Annotated in this window: 21 protein-coding genes, 1 tRNA gene and 1 pseudogene; 17 read left to right on the top strand and 6 right to left on the bottom strand. The window is 65.3% G+C overall.

The annotated features are described in order from the left end of the window. The first annotated feature begins 129 nt into the window (after nt 1–129). From BM113_RS01960 to BM113_RS01970, 3 genes are all read left to right on the top strand, one after another. Nucleotides 130–1,230, top strand: a complete 1,101-nt coding sequence (locus tag BM113_RS01960) for a S1C family serine protease (RefSeq protein WP_089784879.1) — start codon at nt 130–132, stop codon at nt 1,228–1,230. 498 nt (nt 1,231–1,728) lie between these two features. Further along, nucleotides 1,729–1,869, top strand: a complete 141-nt coding sequence (locus BM113_RS23070) for a DUF7511 domain-containing protein (RefSeq protein WP_449406642.1) — start codon at nt 1,729–1,731, stop codon at nt 1,867–1,869. 6 nt (nt 1,870–1,875) lie between these two features. Then, nucleotides 1,876–2,070 (top strand): DUF8028 family protein, encoded by a 195-nt coding sequence (locus tag BM113_RS01970; RefSeq protein ID WP_007142396.1) that lies wholly within the window; start codon nt 1,876–1,878, stop codon nt 2,068–2,070. A 37-nt stretch (nt 2,071–2,107) separates the two neighbouring features. Here the strand turns inward: BM113_RS01970 and BM113_RS22995 are convergent, their stop codons facing one another. Beyond that, nucleotides 2,108–2,353, bottom strand: a complete 246-nt coding sequence (locus BM113_RS22995; RefSeq protein ID WP_089784883.1) for an HVO_A0556 family zinc finger protein — start codon at nt 2,351–2,353, stop codon at nt 2,108–2,110. 126 nt (nt 2,354–2,479) lie between these two features. Here BM113_RS22995 and BM113_RS01980 point away from each other — a divergent pair, with 126 nt between their 5' ends. From BM113_RS01980 to BM113_RS01995, 4 genes and pseudogenes are all read left to right on the top strand, one after another. Then, nucleotides 2,480–3,052, top strand: a complete 573-nt coding sequence (locus tag BM113_RS01980; protein ID WP_089784884.1) for a metal-dependent hydrolase — start codon at nt 2,480–2,482, stop codon at nt 3,050–3,052. A gap of 85 nt (nt 3,053–3,137) precedes the next feature. Continuing rightward, complete coding sequence (gene trmY / locus BM113_RS01985) at nt 3,138–3,746, top strand: tRNA (pseudouridine(54)-N(1))-methyltransferase TrmY (RefSeq protein ID WP_089784886.1); 609 nt, start codon at nt 3,138–3,140, stop codon at nt 3,744–3,746. Nucleotides 3,747–3,846: 100 nt separating this feature from the next. After that, nucleotides 3,847–3,919 (top strand) — tRNA-Pro (locus BM113_RS01990). Between the two features lie 160 nt (nt 3,920–4,079). Next, nucleotides 4,080–4,466: pseudogene (locus tag BM113_RS01995) on the top strand (transposase); the annotation flags it as partial. Between the two features lie 149 nt (nt 4,467–4,615). On the opposite strand, the gene BM113_RS02000 reads toward BM113_RS01995, so the two are convergent. Further along, entirely contained in the window at nt 4,616–4,894 is a 279-nt protein-coding gene (locus BM113_RS02000; RefSeq protein ID WP_089784888.1) for a HalOD1 output domain-containing protein, read from the bottom strand. A gap of 203 nt (nt 4,895–5,097) precedes the next feature. Here BM113_RS02000 and BM113_RS02005 point away from each other — a divergent pair, with 203 nt between their 5' ends. The 5 genes from BM113_RS02005 (at nt 5,098) to BM113_RS22150 (ending at nt 8,819) form a co-directional block, all read left to right on the top strand. After that, entirely contained in the window at nt 5,098–5,574 is a 477-nt protein-coding gene (locus BM113_RS02005; protein ID WP_089784890.1) for an Lrp/AsnC family transcriptional regulator, read from the top strand. 180 nt (nt 5,575–5,754) lie between these two features. Beyond that, nucleotides 5,755–6,108 (top strand): DUF7344 domain-containing protein, encoded by a 354-nt coding sequence (locus BM113_RS02010; protein WP_089784891.1) that lies wholly within the window; start codon nt 5,755–5,757, stop codon nt 6,106–6,108. 545 nt (nt 6,109–6,653) lie between these two features. Next, entirely contained in the window at nt 6,654–7,592 is a 939-nt protein-coding gene (locus BM113_RS02015) for a hypothetical protein (protein WP_089784893.1), read from the top strand. Nucleotides 7,593–7,956: 364 nt separating this feature from the next. After that, entirely contained in the window at nt 7,957–8,310 is a 354-nt protein-coding gene (locus BM113_RS02020) for a 2Fe-2S iron-sulfur cluster-binding protein (protein WP_089784894.1), read from the top strand. 350 nt (nt 8,311–8,660) lie between these two features. Beyond that, nucleotides 8,661–8,819 (top strand): hypothetical protein, encoded by a 159-nt coding sequence (locus tag BM113_RS22150; protein ID WP_007142402.1) that lies wholly within the window; start codon nt 8,661–8,663, stop codon nt 8,817–8,819. Nucleotides 8,820–8,897: 78 nt separating this feature from the next. On the opposite strand, the gene BM113_RS02025 is transcribed toward BM113_RS22150, so the two are convergent. Next, nucleotides 8,898–9,134, bottom strand: coding sequence for a HalOD1 output domain-containing protein (locus tag BM113_RS02025; protein ID WP_245757952.1), 237 nt, complete (start codon nt 9,132–9,134; stop codon nt 8,898–8,900). Nucleotides 9,135–9,272: 138 nt separating this feature from the next. Between BM113_RS02025 and BM113_RS22155 the strand changes: the two genes are divergently transcribed. Beyond that, on the top strand, nt 9,273–9,884 hold the full coding sequence (locus BM113_RS22155) for a DUF7344 domain-containing protein (RefSeq protein ID WP_089784898.1): 612 nt from the start codon (nt 9,273–9,275) through the stop codon (nt 9,882–9,884). A gap of 146 nt (nt 9,885–10,030) precedes the next feature. Beyond that, nucleotides 10,031–10,414 carry a DUF7344 domain-containing protein gene (locus BM113_RS02035; protein WP_089784900.1) on the top strand — a complete coding sequence of 128 codons (384 nt, stop codon included), beginning with the start codon at nt 10,031–10,033 and terminating at the stop codon, nt 10,412–10,414. Between the two features lie 47 nt (nt 10,415–10,461). Here the strand turns inward: BM113_RS02035 and BM113_RS02040 are convergent, their stop codons facing one another. Beyond that, nucleotides 10,462–10,830 (bottom strand): HalOD1 output domain-containing protein, encoded by a 369-nt coding sequence (locus BM113_RS02040; protein ID WP_245757953.1) that lies wholly within the window; start codon nt 10,828–10,830, stop codon nt 10,462–10,464. A 103-nt stretch (nt 10,831–10,933) separates the two neighbouring features. Here BM113_RS02040 and BM113_RS02045 point away from each other — a divergent pair, with 103 nt between their 5' ends. Continuing rightward, complete coding sequence (locus tag BM113_RS02045) at nt 10,934–11,365, top strand: zinc ribbon domain-containing protein (RefSeq protein ID WP_089784903.1); 432 nt, start codon at nt 10,934–10,936, stop codon at nt 11,363–11,365. 29 nt (nt 11,366–11,394) lie between these two features. On the opposite strand, the gene BM113_RS02050 is transcribed toward BM113_RS02045, so the two are convergent. Further along, nucleotides 11,395–12,597 carry a 3-dehydroquinate synthase II gene (locus BM113_RS02050; RefSeq protein WP_089784905.1) on the bottom strand — a complete coding sequence of 401 codons (1,203 nt, stop codon included), beginning with the start codon at nt 12,595–12,597 and terminating at the stop codon, nt 11,395–11,397. 202 nt (nt 12,598–12,799) lie between these two features. Here BM113_RS02050 and BM113_RS02055 point away from each other — a divergent pair, with 202 nt between their 5' ends. Further along, nucleotides 12,800–13,429 (top strand): hypothetical protein, encoded by a 630-nt coding sequence (locus BM113_RS02055; protein ID WP_089784906.1) that lies wholly within the window; start codon nt 12,800–12,802, stop codon nt 13,427–13,429. A 51-nt stretch (nt 13,430–13,480) separates the two neighbouring features. Here the strand turns inward: BM113_RS02055 and BM113_RS02060 are convergent, their stop codons facing one another. Beyond that, nucleotides 13,481–14,401, bottom strand: a complete 921-nt coding sequence (locus tag BM113_RS02060) for an HFX_2341 family transcriptional regulator domain-containing protein (RefSeq protein WP_089784908.1) — start codon at nt 14,399–14,401, stop codon at nt 13,481–13,483. A gap of 123 nt (nt 14,402–14,524) precedes the next feature. On the opposite strand from BM113_RS02060, the gene BM113_RS02065 reads away from it, so the two are divergent. Continuing rightward, complete coding sequence (locus BM113_RS02065; protein WP_089784911.1) at nt 14,525–15,208, top strand: HAD family hydrolase; 684 nt, start codon at nt 14,525–14,527, stop codon at nt 15,206–15,208. The last annotated feature ends 34 nt before the right edge of the window (nt 15,209–15,242 follow it).

A 15,242-nucleotide genomic window follows, 5' to 3' on the forward strand; every position in this document is an offset into this window, starting at 1 on the left:
GTATCCCGTCGACGCGGTCGGCTCCGCTCGAGACCCCCTCGTTCCTCCGCTCCAAAATCGGGAGAGAGATCGTCGAACGGCGTTTACTGTTTCCGGAAGTTGAAATACGTGGAGTCCTAGCCGTCGGCCATGAACGATTCGCGAGTCGATCGGCGGCGGTTCCTCGCGGCGACCGGTGCCGGCCTCCTCGGCGCGGTCGCCGGGTGTGCGGAACCGCGAGGGGACGACCCGATCGAAGGCGGTTCCGTCCACGAGATCGACCGGGAGAACGTCGCCGACGGCTCCGCTTACACCGACGTCTACGAGGCGATCATCGATTCGGTCACGATGGTCCGAGTGCTCGGGGTCTCAGACCCCATCACCGGCGACGTCGGTCGGGGCCAGGGCTCCGGCTTCCTCTTCGACGAGAACCACGTCGTCACGAACGACCACGTCGTCGCCGGCGGGGAGGACGCGGATCTCCAGTACATCAACGGCGACTGGACGAGCACCCGCCTCGTCGGCACCGATCCCCACAGCGACCTGGCCGTCCTCGAGGTCGATCACGTCCCGGAGTCGGCGTCGCCCCTCTCCCTGGCCGAGGAACGCCCCGTCGTCGGCCAGCAGGTGCTCGCGGTCGGCAACCCATACGGCCTCGAAGGGACCCTCACCGAGGGGATCGTCAGCGGCGTCAACCGAACCGTGAACCCGCCGGGCCGACAGTTCTCCCTGCCGAACGTCGTCCAGACGGACGCCGCCGTCAACCCCGGTAACAGCGGGGGGCCGCTGGTCGATCTCGACGGCGACGTCGTCGGCGTCGTCAACGCCACTGGCGGCGACAACATCGGCTTCGCGATTTCGGCGGCGCTGACCGCCCGGGTCGTCCCGTCGCTCATCGAAAACGGCGAGTACCGCCACTCCTTTATGGGGATCGGCCTCACGTCGGTCGACCGGATCATCGCCCAGGAGAACGACCTCGAGGCGGCGACCGGCGTGATGGTGACCGAGGTGTTCTCCGGCGAGGCGGCCGAGGGGGTCCTGGAAGGGGCCGACAGCACGGTTCGCCGCAGCGGCGAGCCGATCCCCGTCGGCGGCGACGTGATCCTCGAGATGGACGGCGAACCGATTCCCGACCGACACGCCCTCTCGACGTTCCTGGCGCTCGAGACCAGCCCGGGCGAGACGATCGACCTCCGGCTGTGGCGCAACGGAACCGAGACGACCGAGGAACTGACGCTCGGAGCGCGGTAGGCGGGAAACGGCGGTTCGTCGGTCGAGTACACGTGCCTCGACTGACGACGAATTCGAACCCGCGACTGTCTCGATTTCCAATCGCTCACTAACCACTCGCGGGTGGGTCGAAAAGAGTGATTACGGGGGTCGGTCGCCGGTCTCTCGAGGTCGCCCGCTCGAGTTATCGGAAACGTACACGTCGGGTCCCGAAGAGTTCTTTTTCGAGAGGGTGAACGGTCGGGGCTGGCTTCGATTCGCCCGCAGTCGTTCCGTTTCGGCAGGGTAGCCCGTCGATAACAATAGGTGACTGTCGGGTAGATTCGGCCGGCGCGACCGACCGCCTGTCAACCAATGTCACACGAAAACGACACGAACGCCGATTCCGGCTACGATGCCAGCCCGACCGCCGACGCGAGCGGTGACGACGCACCGCCACGCGGCTCTGGACGGGCGTCGGCCCCCGACACGTCCCCCGCAGGGGCCGAGCGCGACGCGGCGCTCGAGGCCGGGTTCGAACTGGACCACGTCACCGTCGAGAACGACAACGCCCCCGACGAGTGCGCCGTCTTCCCCAGGGCGGCGTCGGAAGAGGAATTGATGACCAACTGGATCGCCGCCCACGAGGGCGCGTTCGTCGACCTCGAATCCATGCGATAACGACAGATGCACCTCGGGAGTACCGTCACCACCCTGGGCTTCTGGATCGGCACGCTCCTGCCGATCGCGTACCTGCCGGTCTTTCTGACCGGCATCGATTCCGTCGCTCGACTCTCCCTGTTCCTCGGTCTCCTCACCATCAACGTCGTCGCACTCGTCGTCGGCCACGACTACCCCGCGTCCCGGTCGCGGTCAGTGTAGGCGACGCCATCTCCTCTTCCGTTTTCTTCGCTCGGTTTCAGTCGTCGCCGGACGGGGACCACACCTGTACCCGCGGCGTCTCACACCCGTCACAGACGACGGCCGCGTTCCCCTTGTACTCGCCGCGCTCGAGGGTGCCGTCCCCCTCGCAGTGCGGGCAGGACCGACCCTCGAGGGTCGCCATGAGTTTCCGTTCGTCGCTATCGACGGCAGCCGTATCGTGACTGCGATCGACGGGTTCCGTATCCGTCTCGACGGACTGTGAAGACCCTGATTTCGCCATATACCCATTGCAGACGCCTCGAGGGGGAAACGTTCCCCCTGGGTATGCAACCCGTCGCCGTCCGTCGGTGTCCGCCTTCCCGCGAGTCGAAGCACCTATTCGCTCGAACGGTAAACACTCGAGGGAATGTGGCCCTGGGGACACCTCGCGGTCGCCTACCTGCTCTATTCGGGATACGCACGTCGCCGCTCGGATAGCCCGCCGCTTGCGGTTCCCGCCCTCGCGGTCGCCGTCGGCTCACAGTTCCCCGACCTGATCGACAAACCACTCGCCTGGAGTATCGGCGTGCTTCCCGGCGGTCGGACGCTGACTCACTCGCTGCTGGTCGCCGCGGTCCTGTTGCCGCTCGTCGTCCGACTCACCGCACGCCGACAGCGCCGTGGGGCCGGCGTCGCGTTCGCCGTCGGCTACCTCTCGCATCTCGCCGCCGACGTTCCGCCCGCGGTCCTGACCGGCGAGTTCGCCGGCGCGCGATTCCTCCTCTGGCCGCTGCTCGAGGCCCCGCCGGAGGACCCGGTCGGCGGCCTCCTCGACGCCGTGTTACACTACTACGAGATGGGGACCTACGAAACGGTCCAGTTCGTCCTGTTGGCCGCGGCTATCTTCGTCTGGTACCGTGACGGGACGCCCGGCCTCGAGTACCCGCGTCGGCTGCTCGCGGGTGCGAGCGAGCGGTGGCGGGCCGAGCGATCCCGGTGACCGACGGTCGAAGGCCCTGCTCCGGGCCGACCGCCCGGCCGGCCGGAACCGTGGCGGCTATCCCTCGCCTCCGCGTTCCCCCCGTATGCGACAGTTCCTACTCATCGGCCACGAGGTGCCGACGGAGCCAGACTTCTCGCTCGACGACCTCGCCAGCGGCGCAGGACGGCTCGACGCGCTGTGTCGCTCGATCACCGCCGCCTTCGTCACCTCTCACGGGATCCGCGAGGACGTCCGCGTCCACCTGATCGCCCAGGACGAACTCACGATCACCTTCGACGGGAGCGACCTCCGGCGACTCAACCCCGACGAACGAAGCACCGCCGCGCTCGTCCGCAAGGCCCTCGAGCACCGCGACGAGGCCATCGGCGCGCTCCCCGCGGAGCCGAGCCCCGGGATCGAGGTCTACCGCCGCGGGTTCGCGGAGACGCTCGAGGAGGTCGCCGACGGTGCGGTCGTCCAGTTACACGAGGACGGGACGCCGATCGTCGACGCGGACGACGAAGCGTCGCTGCTCGAGACCGACCCGGTTTTCGTCCTCTCGGATCACCGGGATTTCACCGCCGAGGAACGGTCGCTGCTCGAGGAGACGGTGGATCTGCGGCTCCGGCTGGGTCCCGAAGTTCTGCACGCCGATCAGGCCGTTACCGTGGTCCACCATTACCTGGACACGGCGGGTTACGAGCGGTTCTGATCGCGGCGAGCGAGGTGACGGTGTGTGGCAAACTACAATCCGGCGCGGCGACGATAGCTTTCGGAAGCGTTAAACTACCGGGGCCGCACCATTCGAATGCGGGCCGGTGGGGTAGCTTGGTATCCTTCGGCCTTCGGGTGGCCGTAACCGCAGTTCGAATCTGCGCCGGCCCACTATAGCTCGCACCCTTTCTGGAGTCGAGGATAATCACCCTATAGCTTGGGGTTCAGGGGGTGCGATGCCGGTTTCTGGCGAGAGAGTCCAACTGCACTGCATACGGGCGTCCAAGCCCTATGGCGATTAGAGGTAGAGCTACCAGGGTGAACGTGATGCCTCCACTCACTTCCGTTCCGCAAACTTCGGGAGTTCATCACGTACAAAGCCGCGTTCCAAGGCATCCCGAGCGAGAAGATTACCCCTGACTACACGAGTCAGGCGTGTTCACTTACCACGTGCGAGCATACGACTCGTGCAAACCGGAACAAGAAGCGATTCAAGTGCGTAGAGTGTGGCCGCCAAGACCACGCTGACCGGAACGCGGCCATCAACATCGCCAAGAAAGAATTGGAGAAACTGGATAGGAATGTGCCTGCTCTCAAGACACTTCCCACTGTGCGGAAGTTGCGACGGCAAGCATCGGGCTGTGTGGACCAGCCGACCGTGACCCACGACACCGCCAGAGGTCATCATGCCGATGGTGTCGCGGGTGTGTCAGACTAATCCACGGGAAGCTACGGGCCACCGTGCCCGTGGCGGTTCACCGGCTGGATACGGAAGAGTGGATGCGAGTGGGGAATCACTGCGGCAGTATTCTGTGTATCCGCATCTCCCTGAGGGGAAGTTCCGAGGGAATTACTCCTCGAGTTTGCTCACCGTTCGGCCACGGACTCGGAATCGTCCATCGATGCGTCTCGATCCTGAGCCGAGATGCTCACTGTGGGCCCCTCCCGGATCTGGACGACGTAATCCAGGTACGTGAACTCGACCGTCACCTGACTGGTGTCCGAGTCCCCATCCCCCTGAACGAGAGCGTCGAGCGCGTCCGGATCGACGACGCTGAACAGTGGTGGGGATAACTCGCTCGGCGAAACCCCCTCCTTCCGGGCGACCGCCTCGATCACCCGATACGACGGCACGTGGGATTCCATCGTCAATCGCTATGCCGTGGTGGTGTATATATGTTGCCTCGAGAGTACTCATTTCGCAAATATAGCGCAAAAATGTGCGAAATTCGCAGCCCATTTTCCGAAAGAGCGGCCTCGGTCCGTCGCCCACGCCGTGTGAGACACCGACGGCGTGGATTCCCGCAATACGGACGAAGATTCATACAGGCGGCGGGTCTGGGTAACCCATGAATGAAGTCGCCCTAGACGACGTCGATCGTGGCATCCTGTTCTTGTTACAGAACGACGCCCGAAACATCACGATCGCCGAGATCGCAGAAGAGGTCGACGTCGCCGCCAGCACCGTCCGCAACCGCATCGAGGACATGGAAGAGACGGGTGTCATCGAAGGCTACTTCCCGAAAATCGATTACGAGAAGGCGAACTATCCGCTGCACGTACTGTTCGTCTGTAGCGCCCCCGCCGACGAGCGCGAGGAGTTGGCTGCCAGTATATTGGATCAGCACGGGGTCGTTGACGTCCGCGAGATGCTCACCAGCAAGCGCAACATATACGTCGAGGTCGTTGCCACGGACACTCGAGATTTGACCGAAATTACCAACGAACTCGCTTCGATGGGCTTCAGTATCGAATCCTCTGAAATCATCACGAACCACTACACCCGCCCCTGGGCGGAGTTCGAGTTCGAGTCAGCCGACAGGTAGTCCTGCTGGCCGACTGTCGAACCACTCGAAACTTGTGTGGAATCAGCAATTTATTGGCCTGAAAGTGCGGAAATCGCATCCCATTAGTTGCGTTTTGCACAACCTATTTGCGGATCGGTGTCTACCGGTAGAACGAACCAGATGGGTCGGTGAGGCTAGCTCATCTGTCCTTGGCAACACATGACCGGCCACTCGACGCGCGACTTGACCGATCAACGGGAGCGTGCCACGCTCGACGAACTCTTCGAAGTGCTCAGCAAGCCCCCTCGGCGCCGGATCCTGACGGCGCTCGCCGAGACGAACCCGAGACGGGAAACCGAGTTCGTTCCACGGGACTTCACGCGCGACGGGCGACGCGAGGACGTCTTGGTGGGGCTGTACCACACTCACCTCCCGAAACTCGACGATGCTGGCTTTATCGAGTGGGACCCCAATTCGAGGACGATTACGCGGGGGCCGCGCTTCGCCGAAATCGCGCCGATCGTCGAGTTGCTGACCGCCCACCGGGACGACCTTCCGACAGGATGGCCGTAGATGGAAGTCCGTTTCGGTATCGATCCAGCTTCGGGACTGACAGTTCGGCTCTACTAACGAGAGGTCGGTGAGTGTCTCAGGGCAGATTCCCCGTACCGAGCCGTCACACCTCCGCAGTTCTGTCCATCACACTGTTGGGCTGAATGGATCGGTCCAGTGGGTCGACCGACTCGGATTGGAGCGGTCGTGTGTACGACACGTGATCCGAACGCGTAGCGATTACGCACACCGGCGAGAGGAAGCCATCGAGCACGCAGCGGACTTCTCCGATTCCAATGGGACGAACGCCCGTGAGTACCTACGAAGCCGTTCCCCAGAAGTGATTCCCGTCAGGTCCTCGAGTCGCCTCCTCCCCCCAGGGCGATTCCCGGCCTGCTCTCGACTCGAGCCACGAACCTCGAGATCGGTCCGTCCCCTCGACCGCGAGTCGTAGTCCCGTCTTCGAACGGAAACCCCGCCGACTCGCGGCCTCGATCGGATCGTTTCGTCGCCGGCGACCTCCATGGGAGCCAACTGTTTAACCAGTTGATTCGTTACACGCACGCATGGAACGGCGGGCGCTTCTGGCGGGGATCTCGAGCGGGGTGGCCGCCTCCGTCGCCGGGTGCCTCGTAAACGACGGGGGCTGTCTCGGCGAAACCTGGACGGGCGTGGGATACGACATCCATCTCGAGGAAATCGCGTACGACGAACCGGCCGGCGAATGGACCGGGACGTGTTCCCTGACGGTCGACATCAACTTCGTACGGGGTTCCCGAGACGGTATCACGAACGCCGGCGTCGCGCTGTATTCGGAAGCCGGCGACCGACTCGAACTCGTGTCACTCGGCGATATGACGTGGGGGAACTTCCCCGAGGAAAACCGGTCGGAGATGGACTGTGGCGGGTACGGGAAGGGGTACTGGACGCGAAGCGTGGAGTTCACGGTCGCGGAACTGCCGTACTACTTCGGGCTCTGGTACAGCGACGTCCGTGCGGGCGTCCCGGAGAGGACGGCGTCGCTGCGGTACACGCAAGAACCGTCCTCGAGCCCCGACGCCGTCTCGCCCGACGACTGGGAGCGAGTCGACGCCGGCTTCCGCGAGAACTTCCCGCCGCTGCCCGAGCAACCGCCGACGCTCGGGGAGGGGATCGCTACCGCGGAGCTGTCCGACTACGATCGCCGATGCCGTGACCACGAGACCGGGTTTCGGCTCGAGGAGACGTCCTGTTGCGACCTCGCTCTCGTCGGGAGGTACCGGGCGAACGATCCGGCCGCCGTCCCCGGATTCCGGGCGGCGACCCTCGAGGACGGGGAGACGATGGCCCTCGAGATCGGGATCGGCGACTACCGACGACCGCCGGAGCCGACCTGCGAACCGACCGACGTCGAGTATACGGTCGACGTCTCCGTCGAGGAAGAACTGCCCGACGCCGTCGAGGTCGTTCACCTCGACTCGGACGGGGCGGAACTGGACCGGGAAACGGTCTCCACCGACGCGTAGCCGGGGGTCGTCGGCGACGACCTTCGTCGGTGGTTTCGGCAGGGGTTCGGAGGAACGCGAGGGCAGAACGCGGCGTCCCTTCGTACCGACCTGCGTCTCTCGGTTCGTAGTGGTTCTCGGAACCGGAGGACGAAGCTACGCAGCCGAAAGCCGACCGTGCTCGAGAATTGCGTTCGCGGCCACCAGTCTCCGCTCGAGAGCGGCCACCCTGTTGGAGACGGGAGTCACGACAACCCGGCAGAGCCCGACGCCGATCCGGGGTCGACTGGCGTCCAGCGTCGTAAGCGAGACCACTGACGGACTCCTGTCGGAACTCTCCGTCGTCCCCGGTAGAACCACGTGGCGTGAGACCATACCGAACCCCATGGCCGAGGGAATTCCGGTGCGGGTCATCACCGGAAGCGAGGGCGAGGAAACCACCATCCGGGTCGAACCCGGTGCCAATCTCCGGGAGTCGTTACTCGAGCACGATTTGCCGGTTTACGGTACGGTGTCGCAGTACGCGAACTGCGGTGGGCGGGGGGTGTGTTCGACCTGTACCGTCGAGGTCGATCCCGCGCCGGAGCCGACCCACTGGCACGACGCCGCGGCGGTTCGGTTCGGCTATCCCCGGCTCTCGTGTTGCATCACGGTCGAGGAGCCGATGACGGTCAGGCTCCTGGACAAGCACGTCTGGGGCCAGGTCCTTCCACGCCGGGTGGCCCCGGACGAATCCTGAGTGGTTTTCACATATCGCACAGGCGATGCGCCGCTGGGGCTCCGAAATACGTGCTTTGCTCTCAGTACCGAACTCGTCCTCGGATGCCGACGAACGGGGGGAATCACTAACGAGCCGTTGCTCCGAAGCCCTTCCGAACGCGGCTGCCGGATTGACAGCCCCAAGCGCGCCGAACGGAGCGCGAGCCGAGCAGTATGGGGGAGGCGTTGTTCGGTGGCCGTCGCGACGAGCGCATCGATCATCGATTTCGCCGACACGAGGACAGAACCGCCAATGTCCGTATCACCGGGCTCCGGAATTAGTGACGCCAACGATACATTGACGGTTCCAACCTTCGAAGGACCGAACCGATGCTAGACATCGCGCTACACACCGGCGGCGAGCATCCCGACCTCTGGTGGGTACTCGTCCCGAGCCTCGTCTCGTTCCTCGCAGGAATCGGCATCGGAACGTTCTCCGAACGGGTCCGCGGCTGGCTCCGTCCGGGCCACGAACCGTCGAACGACTGAGCGGCACGGTCCGTCGCTCACCCGTTTCGGGTCGGACGATCCATTCGGACCACCCGTCCCGCGACGACCGGCCTCGAGTCACCGTTCGGTTACTTCGACTTCGGGGTCCGTCCCCGTTACGCGAACTCGGTAGGTGTCGTACGTGAACTCGAGCGCAAGATGGTCGCTAGAGCGGCCGTTCTCCTGGAACAGACAGTTGAGGGCGCTTGGATCGACGACTTCGTGGAGCGGCGGGTCCAGTTCGACGGGATCGACGCCCTCTCGTATTGCGATCGCTCGAACGACGGTGACGCTCGGTGACTCCCCGTTCCGCATACCACTCCTCCGACGAAGGCGCATATAAATAGCAGTGGTGGGAGTCTCACGCCGTCGGAGCGTAAAATGAGCCTCGGTGTGGTTCGTAACCTGTTGTCGTCCAAATCATTATCCCCTATACGGTGGTACGATCGGACGATGTCGGAGGACAATGGGGGACCGACGGATAGAGATGAAGACGAGGACGAGGAGGACGGGGCCGGGACGGAATCGGAAGCGAATGCGACCGCGAACGCGAACTCCGATGCGGACGCCGAACCTCCGTTCGGCCCTTCGTCCGGGTCCGACGGGTCCGACGGGTCCGACGAGTCCGACGGGTCCGACGAGTCCGACGAGTCCGACGGGTCCGACGACGCTACCGACGCCGATCAGGAGGAGGATCTGTCGCTTACCCCCGGAGTCGTGTTCGGCCTGCTTGCCGATCGACGCGATCGATTTCTGTTGTACCTGCTGTACGAACGCGGTGGCACCGTCGCCCTCTCGGAACTCACCGCACAACTCGCCGCCTGGGAGAACGAGACGACCGCCGACCTCCTTACCGCCGAGATGAAACGCCATACGAGAACGTCGCTTACGCACGCCAGTCTGCCGAAACTGGCGGATTACGATCTCATTACGTTCGAGCGGGACTCGGGCGCGATCACCCTCACCGAACGCGGCGAACGACTCGAGCCGTACCTCGAGTTCGCCAAAGAACAGGAGGACGAAGACGTCGAGGCGTTTCTGGAGCGGACCACCCGTGGCGGGTGACCGCCACTCGATTGCCGGTCCTCGTCCGGGCGTTTCGCGTTCGCCCCGCCCTCGGTCCTCCGTCCGTCTCCCCGTCCGGACCGCCGTCTCGAGTCAGTTGACACGTCAACCCTAGATATAACTGTTCATGCTTGTGTGTTAATACCATGACCCCCGCGCTCGACGGCCACGACGACCGCGACGACTCCCAGGATCGAGGCTCGAACGGCGCGGATCGGTCGGCGCTTCCGGTAGACGCGGTGTTCGACGTGCTTGCGTCTTCGAGGCGGCGTGCGGTGATCGGGCACTTCCTCGAGCGATCGAGCGCGGACGAGGTACCGATCGACGACCTCGTCGATGCCGTCGCTCGCGCGGACGAGTCGAACCACGAGGCCGTCGAAATCGATCTTCGACACCACCATCTGCCAGCGCTGGCCGATTACGGGATCGTCGAGTTCGAGTGGTCGAACGACCGGGTTCGCTACCGCGAGTCACCGGCCGTCGAACGGTGTCTCGAGGTGGCCGCGGATTCGCGGTCGGAGTCGACGTAACCGGGGCGCGCGATGGAAGCGATGGCCGTCGCTCGCCTCTGTGAGCGTTAGTTGTGGTTGCTATCGGGAGACCTCGAAGAGCCACGGCGGTCGTCGCCGTCCAGAATCTCGACGGCGCCGGGCTCTTCGACGCGGATTCGATGGTTCCGGTAAGTGAACTCGACCACGGGGGTGGACCCGACGGTATGTCCGTTCGCGGCGTCGCAGTCGCAGGATTCGGTACGAAAGAAAGCGTCGAGTGCGTCGGTATCGATCGCAGCGTGCAGCGGCGGCGACAGCTCTACCGGGTCGACGCCTTCGTGGGAGGCAACCGTCCGAACGACGGCCATGCTCGGCGATAGGCCCTGTTCCATATTCCGGTTCCACCGCACTGGTAGAAAAGTGAGGGGGATCATTTTCTGACGTGCGTCAGACACACGTCAGCCAGACGTCCGACGGTGTCGGCGAGGGACCTCGTTCCTGCGCGCCGATACGAATCGGAATGTTAACCCGTCGGCTCTCCTATCTTGGGGTACGAAGATGACATGGCTTCGCGCGCTCGCCGCCGGCGGGCTCTCGGTCGTCTTTCCCGGGGCGGGCCACGCCCTCATCCGGGACTGGACCCGGGCGCTCGTGTTCGCCGGCCTGTATCTCTCGGCGGTCGTGATCTTTCTTCCGACGGAGCAGATCGCCGCGGCGGGATCGATGACCGAGAGCATGGAACTGGTGACCCAGGAGACCGATACGATCGGACAGTTCGCCCTCTCGTTTATCGTCCTGTTTGCGGCGATCGACGCCACGTTCCGGTCGCTCGGGTTCCCGCCGGACTCGCCCAGCGCGACCGACGGCCCGACCTGTCCCGAGTGCGGGAAGGAACTCGACGAGGACCTCGAGTTCTGTCACTGGTGTACGACTCGGCTCGAGGCCCCGGAAGACGACGAAGACGAAGCGGTAGGGACCCGGTCGGACTGACCGGGTAGTTGCACCGTCGACAGGCCCTTTTATTTCTCGATAATGCTTTCCTCGACGGCCTCGCCGAAGTGACGGGCCGTATCCTCGTAGTACAACAGGAGTTCGTCGCCGGCCTCGAGGTCGGTGACCGCGGTCCGGCCTTCGCGGGTCGGGACCTTGATCGTCTCGGCGTTCTGGAGTAGCGTCTCGACCCGGTCGCCGTCCCCGGTCTCGAGTGCGATCCGGAACATCGGGCGTTGCTCGATTTTGACGCGGCCGACGATCGCTTCACGGGTGTGGCCGTCCGTGTCGACGACCTGTACCTCGTCGCCGCTTTGCAGTTCCGAGAGGTATTTCGTGCCGCCGTCGGGGGTGCGAACGTAGGCGTGGACCGCGCCGGCGTTGACCCGGAACGGTCGGGAGGCGACGTACGGCGAGTCGGCGGTCTCGGCGTGGACGAACACCAGCCCGCGGGCCATCGAGCCGACGAGCATCCCCTCGTCGTGCTCGAGGAGGTTGCCCGTGTCGACACAGACGCGGTCGGCGCTGCCGACCCGCTCGACGTCGAGCACCTCGGCGTACTCCAGTTCGAGGGTCTCGCGCTCGGCCTCGTCGCGGACCTCGACGGTCCTGCGGATCTCGTCGGGGTCGTCCGAGTCCAGCAGCACGGAGTCGGCACCGATCTCGAGGGTCTCGAAGGCGGTCTTTGCCTCCTCCGCGCTCGTGACCCCCGCGACGAGGTCGGTCTCCTCGCCGATCCGGGCGATCAGGTTCTCGAGGGGGATGATCGTCCAGTCCTCGCCGACGACGATGGTGTGATCCGCCTCGTCGGCGGCGGTCTCGGCGAACCGCTCGTACTCCTTGCCGAGAATACGGACGTACGCGCCCCGCTCCTGGTCGCCGTCGCGTCGCAGCGTCGAGAGGTCGGCCGACCCGGAGAAGTCCTCGGGGAGGTCGATGGTGGCGTCACCCTCGCCGTCCTTCCCGACGACGACGGCGTCGGGATCGGCGTCCGCGTGGGATCCCGCGTCCTCCGTCTCGCTTTCGTCCTCGGCGTCGTCGACGAGCGTCAGGTCGCCGTCCGTCCGGAACGCGGCCACGTTGATGTCGCCGAGTTCGCGCACCCGCTCGACGTCGCGTTCGTCGACCAGTACCCAGTCCGCGCCCGCCTCGAGCGCGGCAGTGATCCGCGCCCGGCGGTCGTCCCAGTCGCCGACGTCGTCGTCGGCTTTGATCCAGACAGATCGCGTCATGACTCGAGGGTCGAAGGGAATCGGCTTGAACGTGGCGGATCGGGCAGGACTGCTCGGCGGAGCCGTTGAGTTCTGCGACTCGAGGCTCCGGCCCCGTCCCGTGGTTGCTCGTGACCACGATAGTATCAGCAATAAAGATAGTAACGATAGTACGGATACTTTCGTAGAAGTACATAATATCCGACGAAGCCTCCCTTCGAGTATGGCTCGCTGCGACTCCGAGAGCGACTCCGGGAACGATTCCGAGACGAGTCAGAGCAACGCCGCACCGACGATCGATGATGCCACACGTCGTCTCGGGGTCGAGTCCGCGACGGCGGTCGCCCGTGCCGTCCTCGAGGCCGCGGGGGACCGGCCGTTCCGCCGATTCGGTCGTCCCGCGACGGTTGCGGCTGCCGTCCGGATCGCGAGCCGTCGCACCGAGGGACCGACGGTCGGCCTGGAGCGAATCGTGCCGGCCCTGGCCGTCGATCCCGGACGGGTCGAGCGTGCCGAAGCGCGGCTGACAGCCGCCCTCTCCGAGCCGGCCGATCCGGACGAGATCCGCACGCTCCGTCGCCGGCTCGTCGTCGCTCACGAACTGCTCGCCGCGTGCGAGGCCGGGCGTCGCCGCCCGGAGCTTCCCGGTTCCCGCCTCGCGGACGCCGCACCCGACCTGCTCGCACGGGTCGACGGGCCCGCAGGCCACTGCGCGGACCTCGAGGGCCTCGAGGGATCGCCGGCCGCCGAACCGCGGCTTCGGGCCCACGTCGAGCGCCTCGAGGCCGACCTCGAACTCGCACGGCTGGGGACGACGCTGTACGCACGACTCGAGGACGACTGTCGCCGCTAACTCCCGTTGCCGTCGGGCCTGAACCCGGAGTCGGAACCGCTTCGGCCCTCCTCACTCCTCGAGGGGATTCGTCCCCATCCCCCCGCTGTCTTCGAGTTTGTGCTTGAACGCCCGGTAGGCGTTTTCCCCACGCTCGGTCAGTTCGACGACGCGGCGGCGGCCGACCGACTCCACCGTGACGTACCCGTCGGCGACCAGCGGCTCGAGGACGTGAGTATCGAGCACGCGGAACGCGCCCTTGTCCTCGCCGTCCCGGTCGTCGGGCGACTGCCGGTCGGCCATGAACGAGAGTTCGCGGTCTCTGGCGTACTCGATGAGGTCTTTCTTCTTCGGCGGCGCGGTCCGTGCATCGCTGTAGCCGTCCCAGGCCGACGGCTCGCGGAGGAATTCCATGATCGCCACCTGGTCGGGCGTCGGCGACTCGATGGGGTACGACGGGATGGGTTCGGTGGCCTCGATGCCGAACGAGGCCGGTTCACTCGTCCCGTCGTGGGCGTACGTCGAGGGTTCGACGTAGTAGGCCCGGGCATCGGTCGAGACGTCCATACACGCGATCGTCGCGCCGATCGCCGCGATCGTTCCCGCGCTCGAGACGTTGACGTAGACGCTGTCTTCGGCGTGGTTCGACGCGATGGTCGTCACCGCCCCGAGGACGGCGTAGACGTCCGCCAGGTCACACTGACGGGTCCGGACCTCGGGGACGATTCCCTCGAGTTCGGCCCGGAGTTCGTCGTGGTAGTCGGCCGAGGGGCTCGAGAGCTGGGAGTCGGCGGTGGGGGCGTCGGGTTCGTCGCTTTCGTCCGCGCGATCACTTTTGTGCTCACTTTCGGCCTCGTCCTCGCCCTCGCCCTCGTCCTCACCTCCGCCCTCGAGGAGATAGACGAGGTCCGCCCGCTGCTCGCGAATCGGCTCGAGGATGCGATCGTACTCGTAGCCGACGGGAACCACGTGGACTCGCTTCAGGACGTCCATACGCCGACAACCGACTCCGGTGCAATAACTCCCGAGGTGTCGTACCGATGTCATCCGCGAATTCCTCACGGCCGCACACAACGGCGAAACGTTGAGGGAGCCGACGACCGTACGAGTACGGGAATGGCCGTCTACGACGCAATCTGTTTCGACCTCGATGATACCCTCTGTGAATCCACGCAGGACGACGCGGTGTTGCTCGAGTCGGCGTTCGATCGGACGGGGGTCCCGAAGTTCTGTACGCCCGCGGACCTGCGGGCCGCGATCCCGTCGCTGCCGACGGCCGACACCGATCGGGAGTTCTTCGAGCACCTGTTCGCCGAGGTCGTGAGCCGGAGCGACGTCCACTTCGGCGCTCGCAGTACGGTCGCGTCCCGACTCACGGACGCGTATCTCGAGCTTCGGGATCCCACCGCCGTCCGCTTCCGGCCAGGGGCCGAAGCCGCGCTCGAGCACGCCCGGAACCGGGCCAGCGTCGCACTCATCACCAACGGCGGCCGGACGACACAGACGCGAAAACTTCGAACGCTCGGAATCGAAGACGCCTTCGACGTTCGGGTGTTCACCGAGCCGAGCGCGGGGATCCATCCGAAGCCGAACGCCGAACCGTTCGAGCGCGCCCTCGCCGGAGTGGGAGCGACGCCGGAGGGAGCGATCCACGTGGGCGATTCGCCCCACGCGGACGTCGCGGGCGCGAACGCGATGGGGATCGACTCTGCGTTGCTCGACGTCGGCCGCGACCGGCCGTCCGACCATCGGCCGACGTACGAACTCCCGTCGCTCGAGGCGTTAGAGCGGATCGTCTGATCGAGTCTCGTCGTTCGGCCGGCCGAGCGAACGG

Origin of the sequence: Natronobacterium haloterrestre (genome assembly GCF_900112205.1) — an archaeon.
In the GTDB taxonomy this organism is placed as follows: Archaea; Halobacteriota; Halobacteria; order Halobacteriales; family Natrialbaceae; genus Natronobacterium; species Natronobacterium haloterrestre.